The 25,846-nt window shown below is 55.8% G+C and carries 27 protein-coding genes; 16 read left to right on the top strand and 11 right to left on the bottom strand.

What is annotated here, in order from left to right; translation table 11 throughout:
* Positions 1-12: 12 nt before the first annotated feature.
* The 3 genes from ACT3TF_RS10265 to coaBC are packed head-to-tail and all read right to left on the bottom strand — an operon-like array spanning position 13 to position 3,239.
* Complete coding sequence (locus ACT3TF_RS10265; RefSeq protein WP_444672180.1) at positions 13-1,407, bottom strand: phosphomannomutase/phosphoglucomutase; 1,395 nt, start codon at positions 1,405-1,407, stop codon at positions 13-15.
* A gap of 57 nt (positions 1,408-1,464) precedes the next feature.
* A complete protein-coding gene (gene dut, locus ACT3TF_RS10260) occupies positions 1,465-1,923 on the bottom strand; it encodes a dUTP diphosphatase (RefSeq protein ID WP_096282197.1) in 459 nt (152 codons plus the stop codon).
* Positions 1,920-3,239: a bifunctional phosphopantothenoylcysteine decarboxylase/phosphopantothenate--cysteine ligase CoaBC gene (gene coaBC, locus ACT3TF_RS10255; protein WP_444672179.1), complete on the bottom strand. Its 1,320-nt coding sequence runs from the start codon at positions 3,237-3,239 to the stop codon at positions 1,920-1,922. The genes dut and coaBC overlap by 4 nt, the downstream gene beginning before the upstream one ends.
* Positions 3,240-3,429: 190 nt before the next feature.
* Between coaBC and radC the strand changes: the two genes are divergently transcribed.
* From radC to ald, 7 genes are all read left to right on the top strand, one after another.
* Complete coding sequence (gene radC / locus ACT3TF_RS10250; protein WP_096282195.1) at positions 3,430-4,104, top strand: RadC family protein; 675 nt, start codon at positions 3,430-3,432, stop codon at positions 4,102-4,104.
* Positions 4,105-4,399: 295 nt separating this feature from the next.
* On the top strand, positions 4,400-4,636 hold the full coding sequence (rpmB, locus tag ACT3TF_RS10245; protein ID WP_096282194.1) for a 50S ribosomal protein L28: 237 nt from the start codon (positions 4,400-4,402) through the stop codon (positions 4,634-4,636).
* 51 nt (positions 4,637-4,687) lie between these two features.
* Complete coding sequence (gene rpmG, locus ACT3TF_RS10240) at positions 4,688-4,843, top strand: 50S ribosomal protein L33 (protein WP_096282193.1); 156 nt, start codon at positions 4,688-4,690, stop codon at positions 4,841-4,843.
* Between the two features lie 156 nt (positions 4,844-4,999).
* Complete coding sequence (mutM, locus tag ACT3TF_RS10235) at positions 5,000-5,860, top strand: bifunctional DNA-formamidopyrimidine glycosylase/DNA-(apurinic or apyrimidinic site) lyase (RefSeq protein WP_096282192.1); 861 nt, start codon at positions 5,000-5,002, stop codon at positions 5,858-5,860.
* Between the two features lie 172 nt (positions 5,861-6,032).
* Entirely contained in the window at positions 6,033-7,223 is a 1,191-nt protein-coding gene (locus ACT3TF_RS10230) for a class I SAM-dependent rRNA methyltransferase (protein WP_096282191.1), read from the top strand.
* Positions 7,224-7,240: 17 nt separating this feature from the next.
* Positions 7,241-7,675, top strand: coding sequence for an acyl-CoA thioesterase (locus ACT3TF_RS10225; RefSeq protein ID WP_096282190.1), 435 nt, complete (start codon positions 7,241-7,243; stop codon positions 7,673-7,675).
* A gap of 190 nt (positions 7,676-7,865) precedes the next feature.
* A complete protein-coding gene (gene ald, locus ACT3TF_RS10220; protein ID WP_444672178.1) occupies positions 7,866-8,987 on the top strand; it encodes an alanine dehydrogenase in 1,122 nt (373 codons plus the stop codon).
* 24 nt (positions 8,988-9,011) lie between these two features.
* Here the strand turns inward: ald and ACT3TF_RS10215 are convergent, their stop codons facing one another.
* Positions 9,012-9,260 carry a SlyX family protein gene (locus ACT3TF_RS10215; RefSeq protein WP_096282188.1) on the bottom strand — a complete coding sequence of 83 codons (249 nt, stop codon included), beginning with the start codon at positions 9,258-9,260 and terminating at the stop codon, positions 9,012-9,014.
* Positions 9,261-9,372: 112 nt separating this feature from the next.
* Here ACT3TF_RS10215 and ACT3TF_RS10210 point away from each other — a divergent pair, with 112 nt between their 5' ends.
* Entirely contained in the window at positions 9,373-9,912 is a 540-nt protein-coding gene (locus tag ACT3TF_RS10210; protein WP_096282187.1) for a cold-shock protein, read from the top strand.
* Between the two features lie 86 nt (positions 9,913-9,998).
* Here ACT3TF_RS10210 and ACT3TF_RS10205 read toward each other — a convergent pair whose 3' ends face one another.
* The 7 genes from ACT3TF_RS10205 to map all read right to left on the bottom strand — a co-directional run bounded on the left by ACT3TF_RS10205 (position 9,999) and on the right by map (position 17,773).
* Positions 9,999-10,388 carry a hypothetical protein gene (locus tag ACT3TF_RS10205; protein ID WP_096282186.1) on the bottom strand — a complete coding sequence of 130 codons (390 nt, stop codon included), beginning with the start codon at positions 10,386-10,388 and terminating at the stop codon, positions 9,999-10,001.
* Entirely contained in the window at positions 10,385-11,557 is a 1,173-nt protein-coding gene (dapE, locus tag ACT3TF_RS10200; protein WP_444672176.1) for a succinyl-diaminopimelate desuccinylase, read from the bottom strand. The genes ACT3TF_RS10205 and dapE overlap by 4 nt, the downstream gene beginning before the upstream one ends.
* Positions 11,544-12,569 carry a 2,3,4,5-tetrahydropyridine-2,6-dicarboxylate N-succinyltransferase gene (gene dapD / locus ACT3TF_RS10195; RefSeq protein WP_441684008.1) on the bottom strand — a complete coding sequence of 342 codons (1,026 nt, stop codon included), beginning with the start codon at positions 12,567-12,569 and terminating at the stop codon, positions 11,544-11,546. The genes dapE and dapD overlap by 14 nt, the downstream gene beginning before the upstream one ends.
* A 59-nt stretch (positions 12,570-12,628) precedes the next feature.
* On the bottom strand, positions 12,629-12,973 hold the full coding sequence (locus tag ACT3TF_RS10190) for a Spx/MgsR family RNA polymerase-binding regulatory protein (protein WP_096282183.1): 345 nt from the start codon (positions 12,971-12,973) through the stop codon (positions 12,629-12,631).
* Positions 12,974-13,018: 45 nt separating this feature from the next.
* Positions 13,019-14,215: a succinyldiaminopimelate transaminase gene (gene dapC / locus ACT3TF_RS10185; RefSeq protein WP_096282182.1), complete on the bottom strand. Its 1,197-nt coding sequence runs from the start codon at positions 14,213-14,215 to the stop codon at positions 13,019-13,021.
* Positions 14,216-14,306: 91 nt separating this feature from the next.
* Positions 14,307-16,982: a [protein-PII] uridylyltransferase gene (locus ACT3TF_RS10180; RefSeq protein WP_444672175.1), complete on the bottom strand. Its 2,676-nt coding sequence runs from the start codon at positions 16,980-16,982 to the stop codon at positions 14,307-14,309.
* Positions 16,982-17,773, bottom strand: a complete 792-nt coding sequence (map, locus tag ACT3TF_RS10175) for a type I methionyl aminopeptidase (protein ID WP_441684003.1) — start codon at positions 17,771-17,773, stop codon at positions 16,982-16,984. Before map ends, ACT3TF_RS10180 begins: the two co-directional genes overlap by 1 nt.
* A gap of 348 nt (positions 17,774-18,121) precedes the next feature.
* Between map and rpsB the strand changes: the two genes are divergently transcribed.
* The 8 genes from rpsB (at position 18,122) to rseP (ending at position 25,801) form a co-directional block, all read left to right on the top strand.
* Positions 18,122-18,871: a 30S ribosomal protein S2 gene (gene rpsB, locus ACT3TF_RS10170; protein ID WP_235041250.1), complete on the top strand. Its 750-nt coding sequence runs from the start codon at positions 18,122-18,124 to the stop codon at positions 18,869-18,871.
* Between the two features lie 242 nt (positions 18,872-19,113).
* Positions 19,114-19,983, top strand: coding sequence for a translation elongation factor Ts (gene tsf / locus ACT3TF_RS10165; RefSeq protein WP_441684001.1), 870 nt, complete (start codon positions 19,114-19,116; stop codon positions 19,981-19,983).
* Between the two features lie 149 nt (positions 19,984-20,132).
* A complete protein-coding gene (gene pyrH, locus ACT3TF_RS10160) occupies positions 20,133-20,912 on the top strand; it encodes a UMP kinase (RefSeq protein ID WP_096282177.1) in 780 nt (259 codons plus the stop codon).
* 4 nt (positions 20,913-20,916) lie between these two features.
* Entirely contained in the window at positions 20,917-21,474 is a 558-nt protein-coding gene (gene frr, locus ACT3TF_RS10155; protein WP_441683999.1) for a ribosome recycling factor, read from the top strand.
* 92 nt (positions 21,475-21,566) lie between these two features.
* Positions 21,567-22,355, top strand: a complete 789-nt coding sequence (gene uppS, locus ACT3TF_RS10150; RefSeq protein WP_444672174.1) for a polyprenyl diphosphate synthase — start codon at positions 21,567-21,569, stop codon at positions 22,353-22,355.
* Positions 22,348-23,190 (top strand): phosphatidate cytidylyltransferase, encoded by an 843-nt coding sequence (locus ACT3TF_RS10145; RefSeq protein ID WP_444672173.1) that lies wholly within the window; start codon positions 22,348-22,350, stop codon positions 23,188-23,190. The genes uppS and ACT3TF_RS10145 overlap by 8 nt, the downstream gene beginning before the upstream one ends.
* Positions 23,187-24,395 (top strand): 1-deoxy-D-xylulose-5-phosphate reductoisomerase, encoded by a 1,209-nt coding sequence (gene ispC / locus ACT3TF_RS10140; protein ID WP_444672172.1) that lies wholly within the window; start codon positions 23,187-23,189, stop codon positions 24,393-24,395. The genes ACT3TF_RS10145 and ispC overlap by 4 nt, the downstream gene beginning before the upstream one ends.
* Positions 24,396-24,442: 47 nt before the next feature.
* A complete protein-coding gene (gene rseP, locus ACT3TF_RS10135) occupies positions 24,443-25,801 on the top strand; it encodes an RIP metalloprotease RseP (RefSeq protein ID WP_444672171.1) in 1,359 nt (452 codons plus the stop codon).
* Positions 25,802-25,846: the final 45 nt, after the last annotated feature.

Here is a 25,846-nt window from a genome sequence, read left to right as displayed (position 1 = left end):
TCCCTTCGGCGCCTAGCTTTCTTCAATGGCGAGCTTAAGCTCTGGCGCGGCGCGTAATAACGCGGTGTTAAAAACAGTTTTGACGCGCGCTAGGGCGGCATCGTCTTTGCCTTCAAAGCGCATCACCAGTGCAGGCGTGGTGTTAGAGGCTCGACACAGCCCCCAGCCATCGGCATAGTCGACGCGAATGCCGTCCAGCGTGGTTTTGATACCTTCGCCGAAGTCGCCCTCGCGAGCAAGCTTATCCACGATAGAAAATTTGTTAGCGTCGGTCACCGCAATATTAATTTCCGGGGTGCTCACGTCCTGGGGGAATTGTGCGAAGAGCGTATCAGCGTCGTCAGATTGGTTAGCTAAAATCTCAATCAGTCGGGCGGCGGCATAAAGGCCATCGTCAAAACCATACCAGCGTTCTTGGAAAAAAATATGCCCGCTCATTTCACCTGCCAGTAGGGCGCCCGTTGCTTTCATGCGCGCCTTGATCAGCGAGTGCCCGGTGCGCCACATTTCCGGTTCGCCGCCTGCTTCGCTGATTACTTTCACCAGGTTGCCCGTGGACTTAATGTCAAAAATGACCTTGGCGCCAGGCTGGCGAGTGAGCATGTCGGTGGCAAATAGCATCAGTAGATGATCGGGAAAAACTAGCTGGCCGTGAGGCGTCACAACGCCTAGACGATCGCCGTCACCATCGAAGGCAAGGCCAATATCAGCGCTGGTTTCGTGAACCTTGCGTATCAGATCTTGCATGTTCTCCGGCTTGCCAGGGTCCGGGTGGTGATTGGGAAAGTTGCCGTCGATCTCAGCAAACAATGGAATTGTCTCCACGCCTAGGCGCGACAGCAGCTGTGGCCCCAGCTCTCCGGCGACGCCGTTGCCGCAGTCGACAACGGCTTTTAGCGGCCTACTGAGGCGAACATCGCCTAAAATACGCGCTAAGTACGTTTCGCGAATATCTTGCTGAGTGATGCTGCCTTGGCCCTCTACTAGCTCGCCCGACTGGATGCGCTCGAACAGGGCAGTGATGGCATCGCCGGAAAGCGTCTCGCCGCCCAGCACAATTTTAAAGCCATTATAATCTGGCGGATTGTGGCTGCCGGTCACCATGACGCCCGACTGGGTACCCTCTAGCAGATGCGTAGCAAAGTAAAGCACCGGGGTGGGCACCATGCCAATGTCGATGACGTTGCGCCCTGCAGCGTTTAGACCACGCATTAAGGCCGCTTGCAGCCGCGCGCCGGAAAGACGCCCGTCGCGGGCCACCACCACCGTGGACTCACCGCGTGCGGCCGCCTCGGAGCCCACAGCGCGGCCAATCATCTCGACCGTGCTTTCTGTCAGCGTGTCGTCAACAATGCCGCGAATGTCGTAGGCGCGAAAAATCGAAGCGGGTACGGTTTGTGCATTCATAAGGCTTCCTAGCTAAACGCAACATGCGTTGCTCATCGCGGCGTTATCCGCCAAATGCTACTGACTGCCGGTGCTGCCAAATCCTGCGCTGCCGCGTGAAGAATCTTCAAAAGCGTCCACAAGAGAGAGTTCGGCCTGTACAACAGGCACAAGCACATACTGTGCTAGACGCTCAAAGGGCGCGAGCGTAAACGCGCTTTGGCCACGGTTCCAGACAGAAATCATCAGCTCACCCTGATAATCAGAGTCGATTAAGCCGACCAAGTTACCCAGTACGATGCCGTGCTTATGCCCCAGACCCGAACGCGGCAAAATCATGCCCGCAAGGGCAGGGTCTTCAATATAGATGGCAATGCCGGTGCGTACGAGCTGACATTCGCCGGGGGCTAATGTTAGCGGCTCATCTAGCAGGGCGCGAAGATCCATGCCTGCGGAGCCTTCGGTGGCATACGTTGGCAAATAGTCGTTTAGTCGCTCATCCAGCAGTTTGCACTGTAGCCGAGGTCGGGCGGTCATAGGATGTCTCCAGAAGCGGTGTTAGATGATTTTTCAGCTGTGTGTGTCGCTAGTAGGGCGAGCGCTTGACGAATAATGGTGCCAGCCAGCTGTGTTTTTGGCTGGGGCGCTTCTGATCGACTTTCAACGCCTTGAGGCGTGCGCCACAGTAGCCAAGCAGCGTTCTGGTCGCTGCCAAAGCCAAGGCCGGCTAAAGAGACGTCATTAGCGACGATCATGTCCAGCCCTTTGCGCTGCAGCTTGTCACGTGCGTAGCGCTCGATGTCCTGGGTTTCGGCAGCAAAGCCGACCACAAGCGGACGCTGCTCAGCAGGCAGTGCCGCGACGCTGGCGATAATGTCAGGGTTTTTTACCAGGGTCAGGGTAAGCGTATCACCCGCTTCCTGTTTTTTGAGTTTGTGCTCGGCGGGGGCCGCGGCGCGATAGTCGGCGACGGCGGCACAGCCAATAAACAGCGCGGCGCGGGGCGCTAGCCGCTGAGTCTCGGCGTGCATCTGTTCGGCAGACTCTACGTCAATACGCGTGACGCCTTTTGGTGTGGGTAGCTCAACTGGACCGCTGATTAGCGTCACGTTGGCGCCTTCAAGCGCCGCCGCAGCGGCCAGCGCGAAGCCCATTTTCCCCGAGCTGTGATTGGAGAGGTAGCGCACGGGGTCGAGCGGCTCACGGGTAGGGCCCGCCGTAATAACAATATGAGGAGCACTCGCTGCAGGGCGTGGCGTGGCGGGAGATGCCATAAATAGGTCGACAATCGCGCTAAAAATCGCGTCAGGCTCGCTCATGCGGCCAGGGCCGACATCGCCACAGGCTTGATCGCCGGCAGCGGGGCCTATCAGTTGCCATTTGTCGTTTTCCAACTGCGCTACGTTGCGCTGTGTGGCGGGATGGCGCCACATGGCTTGGTTCATCGCCGGGGCAATGAGTTTAGGCGCATCAGACGCTAAACACAGCGTAGTGAGCAGGTCGTCGGCCATGCCGTGTACTAGACGTGCGATCAAGTCGGCGGTGGCCGGTGCAATCAGCACGACATCTGCCCAGCGCGCTAGCTCAATATGCCCCATGCCCGCTTCGGCCTCAGGGTCGAGCAAGGACGTGCGCACCGGCTCGCCAGAAAGCGCCTGCAGCGTTAGTGGCGTAATAAACGCCTGTGCCCCGCTGGTCATCACCACGCGTACCTCGCAGCCTGCTTGCTTAAGCAAGCGCACCAAAAGAGCGCTTTTATAGGCCGCGATACCCGCGCTAACCCCTAGCAGCACGCGCTTTCCCGTGAGCGTCGACGCCTTGTCAGGCGCGCTTATTGAAGTACCAGAAGCCATGAGCAGTGATCCACGTCAGCGTTCGTGAGGAGGCTTACCATACCATTGGCATCGTGATTTGGCATGCTAGGGGTAAACAAGGTTAAGCTAGCATTATCCGGGCTAGTTTTAATGAGGTTTGTCTGTGGGCGGCTATTCTCAATAAGGCGGATATCAATACGCACAAAAAAGATGAAGGCAGGAAGGTGTCATGGGAATCAATCACTGGCCGGAAGGTGAGCGGCCTCGAGAGAAATTATTAAATAACGGCGCTCAGGCGCTTTCCGACGCAGAGCTACTGGCGATTTTCCTGCGCGTTGGCGTGCAAGGGCGCTCGGCGGTTGATTTAGCGCGAGACCTGCTCAGCAGCTTTGGCGGCTTGCGGCCCCTGCTAGAGGCTAATCAGGCAAGCTTTTGCGCCGCGCATGGATTGGGCAGTGCTAAGTATGCCCAGCTTCAGGCGACGCTTGAGTTGTCGCGACGTCATTTGGCCAGTCAGTTGGCACGCGGCAATGCGCTAACGTCACCTGCCTTGGTACGTCACTATTTGAGTTCACAGCTGCGCCATTTAGGGCATGAAGAATTTGCGGTGCTTTTTTTAGATACTCAGCACCGAATTATTCGCTATGAATCGCTGTTTCGCGGTACCCTAGACAGCGCATCTGTTTACCCCCGCGAAGTTGCCAAGCGCGCGTTAGAACTTAGCGCTGGCGCCGTTATCCTGGCTCACAACCACCCCTCTGGCGTGGCAGAGCCAAGCGATGCTGACCGACGTATTACGGAACGTTTAAAAGACGCTCTCGCACTGTTTGACGTGCGCGTGCTGGATCATTTCGTGGTGGGGGATGGAGACGTGGTCTCTTTTGCCGAGCGTGGCTGGCTATAAGCTCAATTGGTGCATCGTTCTTAGCCGCTAAGAGATTCGCGGTGTAGAACATGGCGCCATCCTTGTTTTGCTAAGTTTTGTGAGCAAAAAGGCTGTTTTTTAGCCTTTTGGGTCGGTTTAGCTTGCTGCTAGTCAGGTGCTCTGGTATAAAGTGCCACCTTTAAACTTGGGTTGAATAACGGATTTGGATAAAGCTTGGCCGGTTAACCGCGTCGACGCCTTCCTTGCTCCGGTTTGCCCGACAGTTTTGAACACTCAGGTTATTATATCCTGGCCAAGCAGTTGAGAGGCTCTCATGTCCAAAGTATGTCAGGTTACCGGTAAGCGTCCGGTAACTGGAAATAACGTTTCACACTCAATGCGTAAGACACGTCGTCGTTTCTTGCCAAACCTGCACACCCATCGTTTTTGGGTTGAGTCTGAAAACCGCTTCGTCAAGCTGCGCGTTTCTACCAAAGGAATGCGCATTATTGATAAAAACGGTATCGACGCAGTTTTGGTTGGTATTCGTAAGCGCGGCGACGCTATCTAAGCCAGCTTTTGGCCAAGCGTTTCGGACCAAGCATTTTGGAAGGATTAAACCATGCGCGATAAAATCAAGTTGGTGTCTAGTGCCGGTACAGGTCACTTCTACACCACTGATAAAAACAAGCGGAACACGCCGGACAAGTTCGAATTCAAAAAATTCGATCCGGTCGTCCGTAAGCACGTTATGTACAAGGAAGCTAAGATCAAGTAATCGCTGTTGCGATGAAGATCGGCTTTCACTGCAGGCTAGCGCCTGTTCAAAAACCCGGCCCCAAGCCGGGTTTTTGCATGCATGTCTTTCATGTTACATGCGTCTCTTTGCCACTTTCACAAGGCTGTCATCAATAGGCCGGTACAGTGTCCAAATATGCCCGAACTCCCCGAAGTTGAAACGACCCGACGCGGGATAGCCCCCTATATTGAGGGCCAGGAAATTACCGAGGTGTTGGTGCGGCAGCCACGGCTGCGTGTGCCGGTGCCAGAGGATCTCGCTGAGAGGTTGGTGGGCGCGCGGATTGGCGTGTTGACGCGACGTGCTAAATATTTGCAGATCCCCATTCACGCTGGCCAAGCGCCAGAAGGCGAACGTGATACCGCGCAACAAGCGGATGCAACGCTGCTATGGCATCTAGGTATGTCGGGTAGCCTGCGTATTGCTAGGGTGGGGGACTTGCCTAAAAAGCATGACCATGTCGATGTGGTGACTGCCAGCGGCTATGTGTTGCGCTACCATGATCCTCGCCGCTTTGGCTTTGTGGATTGGCAGCAAGAGGATGCAGCGCTGGATAAGCGCCTTGCGCACTTAGGACCAGAGCCGCTGTCTGATGCGTTTAACGGTAAATGGCTATACACGCTCTCGCGCAACAAGCGGGTGGCGGTTAAGCCGTTTTTGATGGATAACCAGGTAGTGGTTGGCGCCGGGAATATTTACGCGGCCGAGGCGTTATTTATGGCCGGTATTGATCCACGGCGCGCAGCGGGCCGCGTGTCCCTCGCGCGCTATCAGCAGCTGGCGGTAGCGGTAAAAGAGGTGCTGGCCGCTGCGATTACTCAAGGCGGCACTACGCTACGCGATTTTGTGAGCGGCCAGGGTGAGCCGGGCTACTTTGCCCAGCGCCTGAAGGTTTACGGGCGCCATGGCCAGCCGTGCTTTCGCTGTGGTGCTGAACTGCGCCGCATTACGCTTGGCCAGCGCGCCAGCGTGTTCTGTCCCGGCTGCCAGCACTAATGGCCGCCCCTAATACTGTTGTTTTGCACCTCAAATGATTGCCCTATTCAAGTTTGTTGCCATGCCTAGGTTTTATTAAGCCTAAGATTTTCTAAGCCTCAGGTTTTTCAAGCCTAAGTTTTAAGGCAACGTTTTAAGACAAAGCGCTAAAACAGCGCTTTTGGAGATTTTTGTGACCCAACGCCTGCGCCTAAATAAACACGCTGACCGCCGCCTTAAAGCGGGACATCTTTGGATCTACTCCAACGAGGTCGATATTAAAGAGACGCCGCTGAAAAACTTTGCGGCAGGCGAAACCGCTCTGGTAGAAGCTTCCAACGGCAAAGTCATGGCGGTGGCGTATGTGAATCCTCATTCGCTTATTGCGGCGCGGGTCATGTCACGCGATCCCGAAATGCGCTTGGACCGCTCGCTGTTTGTGCACCGCTTTAACCAAGCGCTTGCTCTGCGCCAGCGCCTGTATGACCAGCCCTATTACCGCTTGATCCACGGCGAAGGGGATCTGCTGCCAGGTTTGGTGGTTGATCGCTTTGGCGATGTGGTCGTCGTTCAGCTCAATACTGCCGGCATGCAGGCATTGGCAGATGAGATCGTTGATGCGCTGGAAAAAGTCATCAAGCCTGAAGTGATCGTCTTCCGTAACGATACCGGCGGGCGTCGTCAGGAAGGGTTAGAGGCTCACGTTGAAGTGATCAAAGGCGTTTTGCCTGACGAAGTCTTGCTTGAAGAGAACGGCGCGCGCTTTGCTGTGCCGGTTATTAACGGCCAGAAAACCGGCTGGTTCTTTGACCACCGGGTGAACCGCGAGTGGCTCAATCGCCAAGTGTCGGGTAAGCGCGTACTGGACGTGTTCAGCTACGTGGGTGGCTGGGGTGTTCAGGCCGCGGTTCACGGTGCCAAAGATGTGCTGTGCTTAGACTCTTCCAAGACAGCGCTTGAGCAAGTGGCTCGCAACGCCGAGCTGAACGGTGTTCAGGAGCAGGTTGCCGTGGGTGAGGGCGATGCTTTTGAAGCCCTGGCGGCTTTGAAAGCAGACGGTGAGCAATTTGATGTCATCGTGCTTGATCCGCCTGCGTTTATCAAAAAGCGCAAAGATATTCCCAACGGCGAGCGTGCCTATGCCCGCTTAAACCGCGAAGCTATGCGCCTACTGGGTCGCGATGGCCTGCTGATGTCCGCCTCGTGCTCTATGCACTTGGCGAATGATCGGCTAATGGATGTCGTGCGTGGCGCGGTACGCCACCAAGACCGTCAAGGCCAGGTGATTTTCCAGGGCCACCAAGGGCCTGATCACCCGGTACACCCGGCTATCCCAGAAACGTCTTACCTAAAAGCACTCGGCGTGCGTGTGTTCCGCGATTAATCGAAAGGAAAAAGCTAATGGAGTGGGCGCTGCCTGATCCCTTCATGATTGATATCCGCGTGGCTGATGAGGCGATTGACGCCTATCAGCACGCCAACAACAGCGAGTATCTGCGCTGGGTTGAGCAGATCAGTTGGGCGCACTCGGAGGCGCTCGGGCTGTCGCTTGAGCGTTATCGTAAGCTTGATCGTGCCATGGTGGTTCATCGCCACGAGCTGGACTATCTCGCGCCCGCCTTTGCAGGCGACGAACTGCTGTTGGCGACCTGGATTGTCGATTGTGATGAGCGGTTCAGTTTGACCCGGCGTTTTCAGCTTAAGCGACCGCGGGATGGCAAAACGTTGCTAAACGCACGCACGCGCTTTGCCTGTGTCGCGCTTAGTACGGGGCGGCCCAAGCGGCTGCCCGATGAGTATCGGCGTATCTATGGCGGCGCGGTGGTGGTGGAGTGACGCAGGGACAAGTTGAATTTTTCGTGTAGAAACGGCATTCGCTAGATTTTTCTCCTAAAAAACGCCTTAACCGGCGTTTTTTTTGTTTTTATTTTCTGGGCTGGTGGTCAACGTTAGGGGTGATGTAGTTTGCCTAACAGAGCTAATTTTTCTGCTGAGCGCCGACGTTACATAAAAAAGGAAGCCGCCAATGAATATCGCCATCCCTAAAGAAATTAAAAATCATGAATATCGAGTGGCTTTAACACCCGCCGGCGCACGCGAGCTAGTCGAGCGTGGCCATCACGTCAGTGTTCAGGCCGGTGCCGGTGAGGGTGCGGGATTTGCGGATGACGACTATCACGCCGCCGGAGCGCAGATAGAAACCGATGTAGAGGCGCTGTGGCGCGGTGCAGAGCTGATTCTTAAGGTCAAAGAGCCTCAGTCGGAGGAGGTGGCACGGCTCACCGCGAAGCATACGCTGTTCACCTACCTACATCTTGCCGCTGAACAAACGCTTACCTGTGGGCTGATGGAAAGCGGCGCGACCTGTATCGCCTATGAAACCATTACCGACGCGCGTGGCGGCCTGCCGCTGCTGGCGCCGATGAGCACGGTGGCCGGTCGAATGGCCGTTCAGGCCGGTGCGCACAGCCTAGAAAAAGCCCAGGGGGGCGCTGGCGTGCTGCTGCCCGGTGTCCCTGGCGTTGCGCCGGGCAAAGTGACCGTGATTGGGGGAGGCGTGGTCGGCGAAAACGCGGCCCGTATGGCGCTGGGGCTAGGTGCTGACGTCACCATTCTGGATAAGTCGCTGGCCCGGCTAGAAGTGCTGGACGATCGTTACCAGGGGCGCATTAAAACGGTTTATTCAACTACCGACGCATTAGACAGCGCTGTGCGTGAGTCCGATATGATCATTGGCGCAGTGCTGGTGCCTGGTGCGGCCGCTCCCAAATTAATCACTCGGAATATGCTGGCTAATATGAAGCCCGGCAGCGTATTGGTCGATGTCGCGATTGACCAGGGCGGTTGTTTTGAAACCAGCAAACCCACGACGCACGCCGAGCCGACCTACATCGTTGATGGCATTGTGCACTACTGCGTGGCCAATATGCCCGGTGCGGTAGCGCGGACCTCTACCCAAGGGCTAACCAATGCAACGCTGCCGTTTGTGATTGCGCTGGCAGATAAAGGCTGGCAGCAGGCGCTGCGTGATGACCCGCATTTTCTGCCGGGCCTTAATGTCCATGCCGGGCGAGTGACGTACCCTGCGGTGGCGCAAGCGTTTGGTCTTGATGGTGTTGATCCCGCCAGCGTCATCAGCGCCAGTTAAACCGTCCACCCGCTGGCCGTCGGTTTAATAGTGCGGAGGCAGCTCATCCTCAGGGCGTCGGCCACCCTGGGGCTCGCTATCTTGGAGTGCCTGATGTTGCTCGCGCAGGCGTTCGCGCATTAGCCCACTGAGCTGCTCTAATTTTTCCAGGCGCCGCTCCTGTTGCACGACCGCTTGGTCTAGCGTGTCCAGCCAGTGTTCTTGGTAGGCGAGACGACTTTCTAACGATTCAAGAAGTTGAGTTAGCTCAGCAGGCGTTAATTCGTGGGTCATGATAACATTGCAGCCTTATGTAGTAGTATGCCGGTGCTATTGGGAGTGGGCCTGATAGTTCGGGTATTGTCCTTCGTCTGTTACCCATACAACAAGAGAGCTTTCTTTTTCTATGAACCCAAAAGTTGTGTTTCGCTGTTTCTTAATCAGTGTATTACTGTCCGCCCCCACGCCATTTCTGCTGGCGGGGATTGTTCATCTAACCGATAGTGCGCTCGCTGAGCTATGGTTGGCCGAGTTAGCCATCAGTGGTATGAGCGGTGTGTATATTGCCGTTGCTATAGGGTGTTTTATTGTTTTGTTCCTCGGCACCTTGGCATCAGCGGCGCTTGCGCCTTCAATGGTGGCGTCAGACGCTATGGCACGCTCCAAGTCAGCGTCGCGCCCGCCCCAGGCGGCTCCTTTGGAAGATGATGAGGAAGAAGACATCATCGACCCCAATGATGGCCGTGAAGAAGGTGATGTAAAGTGGTTCAACACTAACAAAGGTTACGGTTTTATTACCCGCGACAATGGCGAAGACGTATTTGTACATTTTCGCGCCATTCGTGGTCGTGGCCCGCGTATGTTGGCAGAAGGTCAAATTGTGCGTTACCACGTGATAAAAAATGAGCGTGGCCTGCAAGCTGACGATGTGAGTATTATCGAGTAGGTTTAACCACTTATTTGATAGCAAACGACCCCGCCTTGGCGGGGTCGTTTGCGTTTAGCTCGTTGGGTGGTTTAGTGAGCCTGATATCAGCGGCCCGAATCTGGCCACGCAATTTCACCTTCTTTGCCGCCCGGGAATACTTGCCAAAAGCGATCAGGGTCATCGCCAGGATGCCAGCCGCCTAGCGAGCAGCGCACCTCGGTTTGCAGCGCTTCGGCTGCCTGCTGGGCGCAGTCTTGGTCGGTTAGCCAGGGGGTATGGTTGCTATCAAACCAAAGGCTAGCAAACCCATCCGCAGCCCTATCAACCAATAAAACCGGTACACAGTCGCCCTGATATTGGCCGCGGGTTTTCCACTGGCCTTTACCGGCTGGGCTAAGCGGCGGTGCTATCAGCGAGCTTTTAAGCCACGCATTGAGTGCGTCAAGCGAAATGCTCTTCAGGTAAATTTCTATATCGGGGTAACGCTCCATCATACGTTTGCCTCGCCGGGTGTGAGCAGCGCCTGTAGCGTGGCTTCGTAAATCCGGCTTAAATCGTCTAGATCGCTGGCGCGAACGCGCTCATTGACCTTGTGGATGGTATCGTTAAGCGGTCCTAGCTCGACCACTTGCGCGCCCAGGGTGGCAATAAAGCGGCCATCAGACGTGCCGCCGCTGGTTGAAAGCGTGGGCCTCAGGCCAGTCACCGCTTCAACACCTTTAATGGCCGCATCGACAAGCTCGCCTTCTGCAGTCAAAAATGGCTCGCCATTGAGCGTCCAGTCTACCTGATACTCAAGCGCATGCTGGTCCAAAATAGCGTGTGTGCGCGTTTTGAGCTCCTCGTGCGTCACCTCGGTGGAAAAGCGGAAGTTAAATACCACCTCCACGTCGCCAGGAATCACGTTGGTGGCGCCTGTGCCCGCTCGAAGGTTAGATATTTGAAAGCTGGTGGCCGGGAAGAAATCGTTGCCAGCGTCCCAGTGCTCGTTGATGAGCGCCGTTAGCGCAGGCATCGCTTGATGAATAGGGTTGCGCGCTAAATGCGGGTAAGCCACGTGGCCTTGAATGCCTTTGACGTGCAGTACGCCGCCGAGCGAGCCGCGGCGCCCGTTTTTAATCACATCGCCCAGGCGCTCAGTAGAGGAAGGCTCGCCGACGATGCAATAATCAAGGCGTTCATTGCGCTCGCGTAAATGCTCAACCACCGCACGGGTGCCATCCACTGCGGGGCCCTCTTCGTCGGAGGTAATCAGAAAGGCAATTCGCCCATCGTGCTGAGGGTAGCGGGTAACAAAACGCTCAACCGCTGTCAGCATTGAGGCCAGGCTGCCTTTCATATCGGCAGCGCCGCGGCCGCAGAGCATGCCCTCGTCGTCGATACAGGGTTCAAATGGCGGATGCTGCCAATTGATATGCGGGCCGCTGGGGACCACGTCGGTATGCCCCGCGAACGCTATGACGGGGCCGTGATGGCCGCGTATTGCCCAAAAATTTTGCACATCGCCAAACTGCAGGCTCTCAATATGAAAACCGAGCGCTTCTAAGCGCTCGATCATCAACGGCTGGCAGCCCTCGTCGTCTGGCGTGACCGACGCACGGCGCAGCAGCTCAAAGGCGAGCGTGAGCGTGGGCGACAGTGATTCAGGCTCAGTTATGGGCATGCAGCGCCTCGTTGAGGGCGATCGCACTTTTATTGGTCAGGCACTCAATGCGGCCACTTTGTGAATTGCGGCGCCATAGCAGGTCATCTTGGCCGGCTAACTCGCGCGCAGCGATGGTATCCACTTCTTGGCCTTGCTCATCCAAAAGCGTAATTTTAGACCCCGCGGTGATATACAGGCCTGCTTCTACCGTGCAGCGGTCGCCTAGCGGAATGCCGATGCCTGCGTTGGCGCCGATCAAACAGCCTTCGCCGACCTTAATAACCATATTGCCGCCGCCGGAGAGCGTGCCCATGGTCGAACAGCCGCCGCCAAGGTCAGAGCCTTTGCCGATCATGACGCCGGCTGAAATACGGCCTTCAACCATGCCAGGGCCTTCAGTGCCGGCATTGAAGTTGACGAAGCCTTCGTGCATGACGGTGGTGCCTTCACCCAAATAAGCGCCCAGACGCACGCGGGCGGTGTCAGCAATGCGAATGCCGGTGGGCACCACGTAGTCGGTCATTTTGGGGAACTTGTCAACGCAGTCAACGGACAGCGCGCGGCCGGCCATGCGCGCCTTCAGGCGGCGCGTTGGTAGCTCTTCAATATCAATCGCGCCTTCGTTGGTCCAGGCGATATTGCGCAGCAGGCCAAACATGCCGGTGAGATCGAGGCCATGAGGCTTGACTAGGCGATGCGACAGTAGGTGCAGCTTTAAATACACCTCAGGCACGGTTTGCGGAGCTTGGTCTGTGTCCAGGAACATGGCTACCAGCGGGCGCTGGCTGGCAGAAAGCGCTTCAGCAAGCTCCGCTTGGGCAGAATGGCCGGCGGCTTCTAACGCCTTGGCCAGCCGCGTGCAGTCTTCGGGTAGAAAGCTGATGGCGGCATTGCCCTTAGGCGCATCTAGCGCTTGTTGCGCGGCCTCCACCAGACTCGCTTCTGGGTTGAACAGTGGCGCCGGGTAATAAATTTCCAGCCAGTTGCCCTGAGTGTTTTGAGTGCCGATTCCAAGCGCAAAGCTCAGCATAAGTCGTCGTCCTGTGGTTAGGGAAAAGGGTCGTAAAAATAAACAGTGTGTGGCCGCGGCTAGCCGCGTAGCTGGTCGTAATCGCCCTCGCGATAGCCGACTAAAATGGTGGCGTCGTCTACTTCGAGCAGCGGCCGCTTAAGCAGCGTCGGATGTTTGATCAGCAGTTGGCGAGCCGAGTTGGCGTCGTAGTTTTTCTCCTCATCGGAAAGCTCGCGCCAGGTTTTGCTGCGCTTATTGATTGCCTCCACTAGTGCTACGCGCTCAAGGATGTGCTCAAGCAAGCTCGCTGAAAGGCCATCTTTGCGTAAATCATAGCTTTTAAAGGCAATACCTTTCGCTTCTAAATCTTTTTGTGCCTTACGGCAAGTGTCGCAATTATTGATAATGTAGAGCGTTCGCATACGACCTCCAAGAACGTTAAATAAGGGCGCGGTGAGTAATCACTGTTAACCGAGCTCTATCAGCTGGCGAATTCGCTGGGCCGCTTCAAGCGTGGGCGCTAACTCAGCGACCAGCGCTAATCGCAAACGGCCGGCTCCGGGATTTTTGCCACTTCTGCCGGTACGGCCCATTAGGCTGCCGGGCAAAACGCTCACGTGCTGCTCAGCGAATAGGCGTTGGGTAAAGGCGATGTCGTCACCGCCCGGTACCGCAGGCCATAGATAAAAACTAGCCTTTGGCGCCGGAAAGTCCATTACGGGTGCGAGTACACCGGTAACGGCGCTAAACTTTTCGCGATAGGCGTCGCGATTCGCGCGCACGTGGTGTTCATCCTGCCAGGCGGCGATAGAAGCATGTTGCAGTGGTAGCGACATTGCGCAGCCGTGATAGGTACGGTAGCGCTTAAAGGGCGTCAGTAATGCCGCATCGCCCGCCACAAAGCCAGAGCGCAGCCCTGGCAAGTTGGAGCGTTTGGAAAGCGAATGAAAGACGACGCAGCGCCGGTAATCGTCGCGCCCAAGCTCTGCGCAGGCCTGCAACAGGCCGGGCGGTGGGGCGGCTTCGTCAAGATACAGCTCCGAGTAGCATTCATCGGAGGCGATAATAAAATCATGTTCATCAGCCAGCGCAATCAGCTGCTTGAACTCATCAAGAGGCGTGACCGCACCGGTAGGGTTGCCCGGCGAGCAAATAAAGACGATCTGCACCTCGCGCCACGTGGCGGCGGGCACCGCGCTAATGTCGGGTCGAAAGCCATTCTCAGCGGTGCAGTCCAGGTAAAGCGGCTCGCCACCGGCTAACAGCGTCGCGCCTTCGTAAATCTGATAAAACGGATTGGGTACGGCAACTTTGGCCGGGCGGGTGCGGTCCAGCGCCGCCTGAACAAAGGCGAAGATAGCTTCTCGCGTGCCGTTAACCGGCACTACGTGGCGCTCGCTATCCAGCTCGCGCAATTGAAAACGCTGGGCTGCCCAGGCAGCAATCGTTTGGCGCAGTGCAGGCAGGCCGTTAGTGGCCGGGTAGCGGGCCATTTCCAGCTGATGCGCCACCATGGCTTCCAGCGCTGCGGGGTAGGGGGCGTGCTGGGGTTCGCCAATCGTCAGCGAGATAGGTGCGATCTCAGCCGGTGGGGTGAGCGCTGCCTTGAGCGCGGCCAGCTTTTCAAACGGGTAGGGATGCAGGGCGTCAAGGTCGGCGTTCATGATATGTCCGTTGATGGCGTGGCGGGCGTAGACCGACAATTATAAGCAAGCCCCAGTGTTGGCTCAAACCTTACTGGGCTTGCAGAGCATTCTAAACCCCTAATACTTCTATTAAGCGCTCGCGCAGCTGCTGCTGGCGCTCGGGGTCAGTAAGCGGCTCACCTGCTTTGGTGGTAATGAAAAATACGTCTTCTACGCGCTCGCCTAGCGTGGCAATTTTTGCCGCAGAAAGCGCGATGTCCTGCTCCATAAAAATACGCCCTACTCGGGCCAACAGGCCGGGGCGGTCGGGGGCCGTTAGCTCTAGCAGGGTGCGCTCGTTGGCCGGGTCTTGCTCTATAATGACCTCCGTGGGTACCTTGAAATGCTTGAGCTGACGCGGCGTATGGCGGGTGACAATGTTGGGGTAGTCGTCAGGGTCATCGAGCTCTTCGACTAAATGCTGGCGCATCTCTTCGATGTACGCAGGATCGCGGATTGGCTGGCTGTGGCTATCGAGGACGATAAAGGTATTTAGCGTCCAATCGTTGTGGGAAGTGGCGATGCGCGCATCGTGAATCGAAAGCCCCAGCTGCTCCATGGCGGCCGCGGTGGCGGCGAATAAATCATCCACCGAGCGGGTGTGGATAAACACCTTGGTGCCGCCTTCGGCCATGTCTGCTGTGGGCGCGCTAATCAGTACCAGCGGTAGCGGTGACTGGTTGTGATTGAGGATGCCCTGGGTTTGCCAGACAATTTCACTCGGCGCGTACTGCAGAAAGTAGTCTTCCCCAAGCGAGTCCCAAAGCTGGTCAATTTGCCCACGATTGACGCCAATGGTTTGTAGCAGCGAACGCGCTTCTGTTTTCGTCTCGCGTACCCAGTCGTCACGGTCCGGTGGATTGTTCAGGCCGCGGCGCAGGGCGCGCTTGGTTTCGGCGTGAAGTTGGCGCAGCAGCGATGCACGCCAGCCGTTCCACAGCGTAGGGTTAGTGGCATTGATGTCGGCGACGGTGAGCACATACAGATAATCTAGGCGGGTCTCATTGCGCACTATTAAAGCGAAATCGCGAATCACGTCAGGATCGGTAATGTCGCGCTTTTGTGCCGTCATCGACATCAGCAGGTGGTGCTCGACAAGCCAGCTAACAAGGTTGGTGTCATGCAGCGATACGTGATGCTTTTGGCAAAACTGCTCCACGTCGCGAGCGCCGATTTCCGAGTGATCGCCGCCGCGCCCCTTGCCGATATCGTGGAACAGGCCGGCAATCCACAGTAGCTCCAGCTTTGGCAGCTGAGGTATTAGCGCAGCCGCTACCGGGAAGTCGTCCTTGGCGTCCGATTTGCGGAAGCCGTGCAGAAACTTAAGCAGCCGCAGCGTGTGGGCATCGACGGTATAGATATGAAACAGATCGTGCTGCATGAGACCTACCGCGCGGCCAAATTCAGGCAGATACTTGCCTAAAATGCCGTAGCGGTTCATGCGGCGCAGCTGGCGCGGTACGTTGCCAGGGGCGCGCATGATGGCCATGAATAGCCGCTGATGGCGAGGCTCGTCACGATAGTGGTCGTCAATTTGATGGCGGTGATCGCGAATCAACCGGATCGTATCTGCGCGAACCCCTTCAATTTCAGGGTGCTGGGCCATGAGAAGAAACAGTTCCAGCATGGCCGCGGGTTGCTCGCGAAACAAGGTGCGTGAGCGCGCTTGAATGTAGCCGCCTTTGGTCTCAAAGCGCTCGTTGAGCTTGACGGTTTCTAGGGCCTCTTTGCCACGCAGAATGACCTCGTCAAAATGCTGTAGCAGCATGTCGTTAAGGCCTGCGAGCGCGGTGACATGCCGGTAGTAGCGTTTCATGAATTGCTCAACCGCCAGGCGTTCCGGCGTATCGCGAAAGCCAAACATGTCGGCAATAGTGCGCTGGTGGTCAAACAGCAGGCGGTCTTCAGCGCGGTCGGTGAGCATATGCAGGGCATAGCGTACCTGCCATAAAAACGCCTGGCCCTGGCTGAGAATGCGCAACTCGGCATCATTCATAAACCCTTTGGCCACGATGTCCGTGTACTGCTCAGTATCAAAATGGCGTTTAGCGACCCAGCCGATCATTTGGATATCGCGCAGACCGCCTGGGGAGCTTTTAAGGTTGGGCTCCAAGTGGTATTCAGAGTTGTTGTAGCGGTAGTGGCGAGATATTTGTTCCTGCCATTTGGCCTCGAAAAAATGATCGGCGGGCCAAATGTTGCTGGCGCTTAAGCGCTGCTGCATAACGACACGCAGGCTTTCGGGGCCTGCGATTAGGCGCGATTCGAGCAGGTTAGTAATGACCGTCACATCGGCTTTTGCTTCTCGCTCGCAGTCGTTGAGTGAGCGCACGCTATGGCCAATTTCAAGGCCGATATCCCACAAGAAAGTGATAAACGCGGTGAGCGGCTCGCGGTAAGCGGTGTCATCGTCCTGTGCCAGCAGCAGGAGCAGATCGATATCCGAGTGAGGGTGTAGCTCACCCCGGCCGTAGCCACCTACCGCGACCAGCGCGATACCGTCATCGGGCCACGTTTGCAGTGCCCAGGCGATTGCCAGCAGTTGGTCTAGGTACCAGGCGCGGCCGCGCACCAGGTTGCGAATATCCGCACCGGCACGGAACTGGTCATCTAGGCGCGCCTGTAGCTCGCGCAGGGCCGCCTTAAACGGGGCAATCGGTGAGCGCGAACCTGCAAGCTCCGCGCGAAAGGCGTGCAGGTCGTAAAGCGAGGTGTCCGGTTCAAACCGGTAGTGGTGTAGAAGCATCAGTTGGGCAAAAAGCTGAAGTCTTCTTCGCTACGTGCAGTCAGCACTTCAACGCCAGACTCAGTGACCAGCAGCGTATGTTCCCACTGGGCAGAAAGGCTGCGGTCTTTGGTGACAGCCGTCCAGCCATCGCGCAATACTTTGGTTTTGTAACCGCCAACGTTGATCATCGGTTCGATCGTGAAGCACATGCCCGCCGCGAGTTTGATGTCGGCATCCGGCGCGTAGCCATCGTAGTGTAAAAACTGTGGCTCTTCGTGAAACTCGGCACCCAGCCCGTGGCCGCAGAAATCGCGGACGACCGAATAGCCGTTTTCTTCAGCGTGCTTTTGAATCACCCGCGCGAGTTCAGAAAGGCGCACGCCGGGTTTTACTAATTCGATGCTTTTATACAGGCACTCTTGAGTGATGCGACTTAGTCGCTCGCCCTGAATGTTCTCACCGATAATGAACATAACGCTGGAGTCACCGTGATAACCCGCAGGGGTCTTAACGGTGATATCCAGGTTCATGATGTCGCCTTTTTTCAGCGTCTTGGCATCGTCGGGAATGCCGTGGCACACCACGTGATTCAGCGAGGTGCAGGTTGCCTTGGGAAAGCCATGGTAGTTCAGCGGCGCAGGGATTGAGCCTAGTTCGTTAACAATGTATGCGTGGCAAAGGCGGTCGATTTCGCCGGTGCTGATGCCTGCCTGCACATGCGGGGTGATCATTTCGATGACGCTGACCGCTTGGCGTCCGGCTTCGCGCATGTGTTCGATTTCAGAAGGCGTTTTGATAGGAACGTTCATGAATACTCGATTTGAATGTAAAAGGGGCAAAGAAGATGGCGCAATTTAAAACCGTCAAACGGGGCGCGACTTCATCTTGGCGATGATCTATGGTATAAAGCCGCGCGCTTTCCTGCAATCGTGATTCCGAGCTTCTTTATTGGCTGGGTGCACACTGAAGGGCGGGGCAATGAATATGCAGTGTGCCACGAAGCGGCGCGTTGCTTGCTTAATCACTAAAAACGTCAAGCCTTAAAAACACACATGCACCGGCACATGGTCCCGGGTGCCGCTGGCAGCGTCTAACGCAGTCAACGGTCGGATCCATGGGGTGCGTGGAGGCCTAACCCGAGTTTGAGGAGTTTTACCATGTCTCACGTCAATATGCGTGACCTGCTTAAAGCAGGCGCTCACTTCGGTCACCAGACCAAGTACTGGAACCCGAAGATGAGCAAGTTTATCTTCGGCGCGCGCAACAAGATTCACATCATCAACCTTGAGCACACTCTGCCGGCACTGAATGAAGCGGTCGATGTGGTTGAGAAGATGGCGGCATCCAACAACAAAATTTTGTTTGTTGGCACCAAGCGCAGCGCTAGCAAGGTAATTAAAGAAGAAGCCAACCGTAGCGGACAGCCGTTCGTCAACCATCGCTGGTTGGGCGGCATGCTGACCAACTTCAAGACCATTCGCCAGTCGATTAAGCGTCTGCGTGAACTTGAAGCAATGCGTGAAGACGGTACGTTCGAGAAGCTGACCAAGAAAGAAGTCTTGATGGCGACTCGCGAGCAAGAAAAACTTGAGCGTTCTATCGGCGGCATCAAGAACATGGGCGGCCTTCCGGACGCGCTGTTCGTCATCGACGTTGACCATGAGCGTATTGCGATCAACGAAGCCAACAAGCTTGGCATCCCGGTCATCGGCGTGGTGGATACTAACTCCAACCCCGATGGCGTTGATTACGTGATCCCAGGCAACGATGACTCTATCCGCGCTATCCAGATCTACGTTAAAGCGATTGCGGATGCGTGTGGTCGTGCCAAAGAAAGCAATGCTCAAGAGTTTGTTGAAGTGACCGAAGAGGCCGCTGCAGCTGAAGACAACACGGCTGCTGAGTAATAGCTGCTGTGGATGCGGTGATTTATGCCGCATCGTGATGAAGGGGGCTATGCCCCCTTTGTCGCGCTACAGATGAATAATCTGGGCGAGTCGCATTTGCCAGCTCATCGAAGCAGGCCCCGTAACGCAAAGTGATACATGATGGTCATCTATTCTGACTATACTCGCCTGTGTTGCGTCTAACTCTCATAGCACTATTTTCAAGTGCTACTTCAATAGCACTATTTCAGAGGTGAATTCTCATGGCAGCTATTAGCGCCTCTCAGGTCAAGGAACTTCGCGAACGTACCGGTCTCGGCATGATGGAGTGTAAAAAAGCACTCACCGAAACCGATGGCGATATCGACGTTGCAATCGAAAACCTGCGCAAAAATTCAGGCCTTAAAGCCGCGAAGAAAGCCGACCGTATCGCCGCAGAAGGTGTGGTAGTTACGCGCGTAGCGGAAGACGGTAGCTACGGCGTAATGGTCGAAATCAACTCCGAGACCGACTTTGTTGCGCGTGATGACAACTTCATTTCGTTTGCTGACAAAATCGTTGGTGGTTTCTTCGCCGCTAAAAACGAAGATGTCGCTGCTGTAATGGCGGGCGATCTGGAAACTGCACGTGAGCAGTTGGTTCAGAAAATTGGCGAGAATATCGGCGTGCGTCGTGCCGTCGTTGTTAACGCTGTAGAAGGTGGCCTGGTTGGCGAATACGTCCACGGTGGCCGCATTGGCGTTCTGACTGTGTTGACTGGCGGTACCGCGGCCGTCGCGAAAGATGTTGCGATGCACGTGGCTGCTATCAACCCTGCGGTTGCGCTTCCTGCTGACATGCCCCAAGAACAGCTTGATCAAGAAAAAGCTATTATCTTGGCACAGCCGGATATGGCCGGTAAGCCGGAGCAGATCGCTGAGAAAATGGTGCAGGGTCGCTTGAAAAAGTACCTGGCCGAAAACAGCCTGACTGAGCAGCCGTTTGTTAAAGATCCTAACCAGACAGTCGCTGAGTTCGTTAAAGCAGCGGGTGGCGAAGTCGTTAGCTTCACGCGCTTTGAAGTAGGCGAAGGTATCGAGAAAGAAGAAGTCGATTTTGCTAAAGAAGTTATGGAACAGGCTGGCCGTCGCTAGGGTCAGAGGTTTCAAGAAGAAGATGGCGTGCGCGCGAGCGCACGCCTTTGCGTATCCGGCCCTTGTAATTGGTTCCTGTGCAACGGATGGTTGTACAAATCAGGGCTGCCCCGCCTGCTTGTGTTCAGGCCTGCCTCAGGAGAGATGCCATGTCACGTGATGTTCAAGAGCCGACCCCTTACGTCGCACCCAGCAAAGGCAACGCTGAGAGTTCGAAGTCAAAATACAAACGTATTTTGCTCAAGCTTTCGGGCGAAGCGCTGATGGGTGAACACGATTTTGGTATTGACCCTAAGGTGCTTGACCGCCTAGCGCTGGAAATCGGTCAGCTGGTGGGTATTGGTGTGCAAGTGGGTATCGTGATTGGCGGCGGAAACTTGTTCCGCGGCGCCGCGCTCAGTGAGGCCGGTATGGATCGTGTGACTGGCGACCATATGGGGATGCTGGCCACCGTCATGAATGCGCTGGCCATGCGTGATGCACTCGAACGTTCCAATATTCGTTCGCGCGTTATGTCGGCTATCCCGATGAGCGGTGTGGTTGAGCACTACGATCGGCGCACTGCCATTCGCTACTTAACCTCCGGCGACGTTGTGCTTTTCTCGGCGGGAACGGGTAACCCCTTCTTTACGACTGATTCAGCTGCCTGTTTGCGCGGCATTGAAGTGGATGCTGACGTGGTGATCAAGGCGACCAAAGTTGATGGCGTCTACAATAAAGATCCGGTAAAACACCCGGATGCTGTTAAGTATGACCAGCTTTCTTACGACGACGCCCTAGATCAAAAGCTGGGCGTTATGGATTTGACCGCTATCTGCCTGGTACGTGACCATAATATGCCGGTGCGGGTGTTTGATATGAATAAGCCTGGTGCCCTGCTGAATATGGTGGTGGGGGGCAAGGAAGGCACGCTGATATATAGAGGGTAATGACGTGATCAACGATATTAAGAAAGATGCCGAATCGCGCATGAAGAAAAGCGTTGAGGCGCTGAATAGTAACTTCAATAAAATTCGTACCGGGCGCGCTCATCCGAGCATTCTGGACGCGGTCACCGTTGATTATTACGGTAGCCAGGTGCCGCTCACCCAAGTAGCCTCTGTGAACGTTGAAGATGCTCGTACGCTGAGCATTGCACCGTGGGAACAGGGCATGATTCAGAAGATCGAAAAAGCCATCATGACGTCTGACCTTGGCCTTAATCCGGCCAGCGCGGGTAACGTCATTCGTGTTCCGATGCCGATGCTGACCGAAGAAACCCGCAAGGTTTACATTAAACAGGCGCGCAGCGAAGCAGAGAATGCCCGTGTTGCCGTGCGCAACGTGCGTCGTGATGCCAACGGTGACTTTAAGTCGCTGTTAAAAGAAAAAGACATTACCGAAGACGATCAGCGTCAAGGTGAAGATGAGGTTCAGAAATTGACCGACAAATATATCGCTGAAGTCGATAAAGCGTTGGCCGCAAAAGAACAGGATCTTATGCAGGTATAATTCTGTGTTTTATTCAATGACGGGCAGCGTTAGCTGCCCGTTTGACGACGCTCTGGCGGGTGTTTTATGACTGAACTTTGGCGCGAGAACCCATGACGTCACCGCAGTTTCCCAAAAAACAACCGGACGATGCCAGCGTTCTTTCCCTGGATGGGGAGGCTATGCCGTCCCATGTTGCCATCATTATGGATGGTAATAACCGCTGGGGGCGCGCGCGCGGGCTTTCTGGCGTGCGTGGGCACCGCGCAGGCGTTGAAGCGGTTCGTGCGGTGATTCAGCGGGCCGCTGAGCGTGAGGTGAAAACGCTTAGTCTGTTCGCGTTCTCCAGCGAAAATTGGAAACGTCCAGCAGCAGAGGTTAACGCGCTGATGGAGCTATTTTTAATGGCGCTTAAGCGTGAAGTCAAAAAACTCAATGAGCGCAATGTCCGGCTGTCGATTATTGGTGAGGAGCGTGGTTTTTCTCATGCTATCCAAAAGCATATTCAGCGTGCTGAGGCGCTAACGGCGCACAACACTGGTATGCATTTAGTTATTGCCGCCAACTATGGTGGGCAGTGGGAGATCGCTCGCGCGGCCCGTGCTTTAGCTGAGCAGGTCGCCGCCGGTGACTTAGCACCTTCCGCCATTGATGAAGATTGCTTCGATGCAGCGATGGGGAGCGAGCGAGTGCCGCCGGTCGACCTGTGCATACGGACGAGCGGAGAGCAGCGGCTATCAAATTTCATGCTTTGGCAGCTCGCTTACGCTGAGCTGCACTTTTCACCTCTGTTATGGCCTGATTTCGGCGCAGACGCTTTTGATTTGGCGTTAAACGACTTCTGTCAGCGTCGTCGTCGCTTTGGTATGACAGACGAACAAATTGAGGCGCAAGGTGCTTAAACAGCGGATTATCACCGCAGCTTGGTTAGCGCCTCTTACGCTAATCGGCCTGTTCGGATTACAAGGCGGTGCATTTGCGCTGTTTACAGCCTTGATAGTTCTGCTTGGCGCTTGGGAGTGGACCAATTTAGCCGGCGTTACTCGCCAGCGTGCCCGCTTACAGCTGGTAGCCGCTCTAGCCTTACTGATGGCGGGTATGTGGCTTAGTGGCGCGGTATTTGCCGTTTGGCCGCTATGGCTAGCCGCAGTGGGCTGGTTAGTAAACCTTTACTGGGTCGTGCGCTACCCGGCAGCGGGGGCGCAGTGGCAAGCCACAGGGCGCCGCTTAGCAATGGGTTTATGGGTGCTACTACCGTGTTGGGTGGGCTTTAACGTGCTGCGTGATAGCGGCGCGATTTGGCTATTGTTCGTGATGCTGCTTGTCTGGACCGCCGATATCGGTGCTTATTTTGCCGGCCGTCGATGGGGTAAGCGCAAGCTTGCTCCCCGCGTTAGCCCCGGTAAATCCTGGGAAGGCGTTATTGGAGGGCTGGTGGCAACCTCGCTACTGGCACTAGCGTTTGCCATTTGGCAACCGCTGGGCGTCGCGGGAGGATTAGCGTTGATCATAATCACCGCTCTGGTCACTCTGATTTCCGTGCTTGGTGATTTGTTAGAAAGTATGTTGAAGCGATATCGCAATATCAAGGATTCCAGCCAGCTGCTGCCTGGTCACGGCGGAGTTTTAGACCGTATTGACAGCCTGACAGCCGCCATCCCGCTGTTTGCGCTGCTGTATCTCGAGGTCTTGGTCGCAAGGTTTGCCCCAATGCTGGTCCAAGGGCTGCCGCTATGATTCAGTCAGCTAAGCCATCATCGTTGCAGCGAGTTACGGTGCTAGGATCGACGGGCTCTGTGGGGACTAGCACGCTGGACGTGATTGCCCGCCATCCCGAGCGCTATGCAGTTCACGCGCTAACTGCGCACACGTCAAAGGAGGCGTTGCTAGCCCAGTGTTTGGTGCATCGACCCGCGGTCGCCGTGCTAGATAGCGACGCTGATGCCGCGTGGCTACGCCGTGAACTTAAGCAAGCTGGGCAGCAGGTCGATGTCAATGCCGGCCCGCAGGCGCTATGTGACGTTGCTCGAGATGCCAGTGTCGACTGTGTTATGGCCGCGATTGTGGGCGCCGCAGGATTGCTGCCAGCACTGGCGGCGGCGGAGGCGGGTAAGCGAGTGCTGCTGGCCAATAAAGAGGCACTGGTCATGAGTGGCGCGCTGTTTATGGAGGCTGTTTCCCGCTCGGGCGCAACGTTATTGCCAATTGATTCCGAACATAATGCCATCTATCAGTGTCTACCCGTGGAGCACCGCGGTGGGTTGGCACAACACGGCATTACCCAGCTTATGTTGACGGCCTCTGGGGGGCCGTTTCGCACCTGGCGTCAGGCCGAGATCAATAGCGCAACGCCAGAGCAGGCCTGTGCCCATCCTAATTGGTCGATGGGGCGCAAGATTTCAGTCGACAGCGCAACGTTGATGAATAAAGGGTTAGAGCTTATTGAAGCCTGCTGGTTATTTGATGCAACGCCTGAGCAAATCCAGGTGGTGGTTCACCCGCAAAGCGTGATTCACTCCATGGTGGCGTATCATGACGGGTCAGTGATTGCCCAGCTGGGTAATCCAGATATGCGCACGCCTATTGCCTACGGGCTTGCTTGGCCTGAGCGTATTAACGCTGGAGTGGGAACTCTTGATCTTTTTCAGGTGGCACGGCTCGATTTTGAAGCCCCTGACGAAGCGCGTTTTCCCTGTTTAGGTCTTGCTCGCGCAGCGATGCAGCAAGGCGGCTTGGCGCCGGCCGTATTAAATGCAGCGAATGAAATAGCGGTTGAAGCATTTTTGCAGCGTCGGCTGGGCTTCTCTGCGATTGGGCAGCTGGTAGAAGAAATTCTTTCACGCCCCTCTGAAGGTCGCGTTGACAGTGTGGAAAGCGTACTGGCAGCCGACCAGTGGGCGCGACATCAGGCGATTGAGCTGGTAACAAGGTGGTCCGCTTAAGCATCCGCTGAGCTGGTCGTTAAGAGCGGGGCGTAAAGGAGTGTAGTGTGGGCCTGATACAAAATATTTTAGCGGTCATTGTGGTGCTGGGCCTGTTAGTGACTTTTCACGAGTTTGGCCATTTTTGGGTGGCGCGTCGTTGCGGCGTCAAAGTGCTGCGCTTTTCGGTAGGTTTTGGTAAGCCTTTGTGGTCCCGGGTTGATCGTCAAGGCACCGAGTACGCCATCGCGGCGATTCCGCTCGGCGGCTATGTCAAAATGCTTGATGAGCGCGAAGCGCCGGTTCCAGAAGATCAACTAGACCAGGCGTTTAACCGCAAGACAGTTTGGCAACGCATTGCTATTGTGGCAGCGGGGCCGATCGCTAATTTTTTGCTAGCGATCGTTGTGTACTGGGGGCTATTTGTGGCCGGTACCACGGTCGTCGCGCCCATGGTGGGAAGCGTTATTCCGAATTCCCCTGCCGAGCAGGCGGGGCTTGAGCGGGGCTATGAAATTGTCGCTGTTCAGGGCGATGAAATGCGCTCCTGGGAAGATGTTAATCTAAAGCTAGTGTCTATCATTGGCTTTAATGGCGAGCTGAGTATTGAGGCACGGCCCGAAGGGGCGAGCGATTCACAGCGCTATATGCTGCCGGTGGCAGATTATTTGGTGCGTCAGGACCCACCGCAGCCGTTGGAAACGCTGGGTATCACGCCGTGGCAGCCAGCGTTTCCGGCTATTTTAGGCCAAGTAGTGAGTGGCGAGGCCGCCGAGCAGGCGGGCCTTATGGCTGGCGATACCATGGTAGCGATTAATGGCGAGCCGGTGGATGATTGGATGCACTTCGTCAATATCGTGCGGGGCAGCCCTGGTGAAACGCTGCACCTCACCTACGAGCGAGACGGCGAACGGTCGAATATAGATTTAACCCCAGGGCGTAACAGCTTAGATACGGGGGTTGAAATTGGTTATATCGGTGCCGGCGCGCAGCAGGTTGAATGGCCTGCAAAGTTCCAGCGTGAAATTCGCTATGGCCCTATTGAAGCGGTTGGACAGGCGCTTTCGCGCACCGGAGAGATGACGCTATTAACCGTAGATGCCATACGGAAGATGTTGGTTGGGCTCATTTCTCCCTCCAACTTATCCGGGCCGATTACCATCGCGCAGGTGTCTGGAGATTCAGCGCGTGCGGGGATAGAAGCGTTTGTTGGCTTTCTAGCGTATCTTTCTATCAGTCTTGGGGTGCTTAATTTACTACCAATCCCCGTGCTTGATGGTGGCCATTTGCTTTATTATTTCATGGAGGTCGTGCGTGGACGGCCAGTATCTGAAAGAACACAAGCCGTAGGATTGCGCATTGGGCTTGCCATGGTTGGCACCCTAATGTTGATGGCCCTCTATTTTGATCTGATGCGCCTGTGGTAATGACGCGTGTAGCGCGCAGGATGCCTTGTCATCTGCCTGCACAAA

This window comes from Halomonas sp. AOP25-F1-15, assembly GCF_052378675.1.
GTDB classification, from domain to species: Bacteria; Pseudomonadota; Gammaproteobacteria; order Pseudomonadales; family Halomonadaceae; genus Vreelandella; species Vreelandella casei.
This window is presented reverse-complemented; position numbering and strand designations above follow the sequence as displayed.

Bases quoted from the DNA above. Each gene is read 5' to 3' on its own strand.
- ACT3TF_RS10265 (WP_444672180.1), bottom strand. From the start codon at position 1,407: ATGAATGCACAAACCGTACCCGCTTCGATTTTTCGCGCCTACGACATT.
- dut (WP_096282197.1), bottom strand. From the start codon at position 1,923: ATGACCGCCCGACCTCGGCTACAGTGCAAACTGCTGGATGAGCGACTA.
- coaBC (WP_444672179.1), bottom strand. From the start codon at position 3,239: ATGGCTTCTGGTACTTCAATAAGCGCGCCTGACAAGGCGTCGACGCTC.
- radC (WP_096282195.1), top strand. From the start codon at position 3,430: ATGGGAATCAATCACTGGCCGGAAGGTGAGCGGCCTCGAGAGAAATTA.
- rpmB (WP_096282194.1), top strand. From the start codon at position 4,400: ATGTCCAAAGTATGTCAGGTTACCGGTAAGCGTCCGGTAACTGGAAAT.
- rpmG (WP_096282193.1), top strand. From the start codon at position 4,688: ATGCGCGATAAAATCAAGTTGGTGTCTAGTGCCGGTACAGGTCACTTC.
- mutM (WP_096282192.1), top strand. From the start codon at position 5,000: ATGCCCGAACTCCCCGAAGTTGAAACGACCCGACGCGGGATAGCCCCC.
- ACT3TF_RS10225 (WP_096282190.1), top strand. From the start codon at position 7,241: ATGGAGTGGGCGCTGCCTGATCCCTTCATGATTGATATCCGCGTGGCT.
- ald (WP_444672178.1), top strand. From the start codon at position 7,866: ATGAATATCGCCATCCCTAAAGAAATTAAAAATCATGAATATCGAGTG.
- ACT3TF_RS10215 (WP_096282188.1), bottom strand. From the start codon at position 9,260: ATGACCCACGAATTAACGCCTGCTGAGCTAACTCAACTTCTTGAATCG.
- ACT3TF_RS10210 (WP_096282187.1), top strand. From the start codon at position 9,373: ATGAACCCAAAAGTTGTGTTTCGCTGTTTCTTAATCAGTGTATTACTG.
- ACT3TF_RS10205 (WP_096282186.1), bottom strand. From the start codon at position 10,388: ATGATGGAGCGTTACCCCGATATAGAAATTTACCTGAAGAGCATTTCG.
- dapE (WP_444672176.1), bottom strand. From the start codon at position 11,557: ATGCCCATAACTGAGCCTGAATCACTGTCGCCCACGCTCACGCTCGCC.
- dapD (WP_441684008.1), bottom strand. From the start codon at position 12,569: ATGCTGAGCTTTGCGCTTGGAATCGGCACTCAAAACACTCAGGGCAAC.
- ACT3TF_RS10190 (WP_096282183.1), bottom strand. From the start codon at position 12,973: ATGCGAACGCTCTACATTATCAATAATTGCGACACTTGCCGTAAGGCA.
- dapC (WP_096282182.1), bottom strand. From the start codon at position 14,215: ATGAACGCCGACCTTGACGCCCTGCATCCCTACCCGTTTGAAAAGCTG.
- ACT3TF_RS10180 (WP_444672175.1), bottom strand. From the start codon at position 16,982: ATGCTTCTACACCACTACCGGTTTGAACCGGACACCTCGCTTTACGAC.
- map (WP_441684003.1), bottom strand. From the start codon at position 17,773: ATGAACGTTCCTATCAAAACGCCTTCTGAAATCGAACACATGCGCGAA.
- rpsB (WP_235041250.1), top strand. From the start codon at position 18,122: ATGTCTCACGTCAATATGCGTGACCTGCTTAAAGCAGGCGCTCACTTC.
- tsf (WP_441684001.1), top strand. From the start codon at position 19,114: ATGGCAGCTATTAGCGCCTCTCAGGTCAAGGAACTTCGCGAACGTACC.
- pyrH (WP_096282177.1), top strand. From the start codon at position 20,133: ATGTCACGTGATGTTCAAGAGCCGACCCCTTACGTCGCACCCAGCAAA.
- uppS (WP_444672174.1), top strand. From the start codon at position 21,567: ATGACGTCACCGCAGTTTCCCAAAAAACAACCGGACGATGCCAGCGTT.
- ispC (WP_444672172.1), top strand. From the start codon at position 23,187: ATGATTCAGTCAGCTAAGCCATCATCGTTGCAGCGAGTTACGGTGCTA.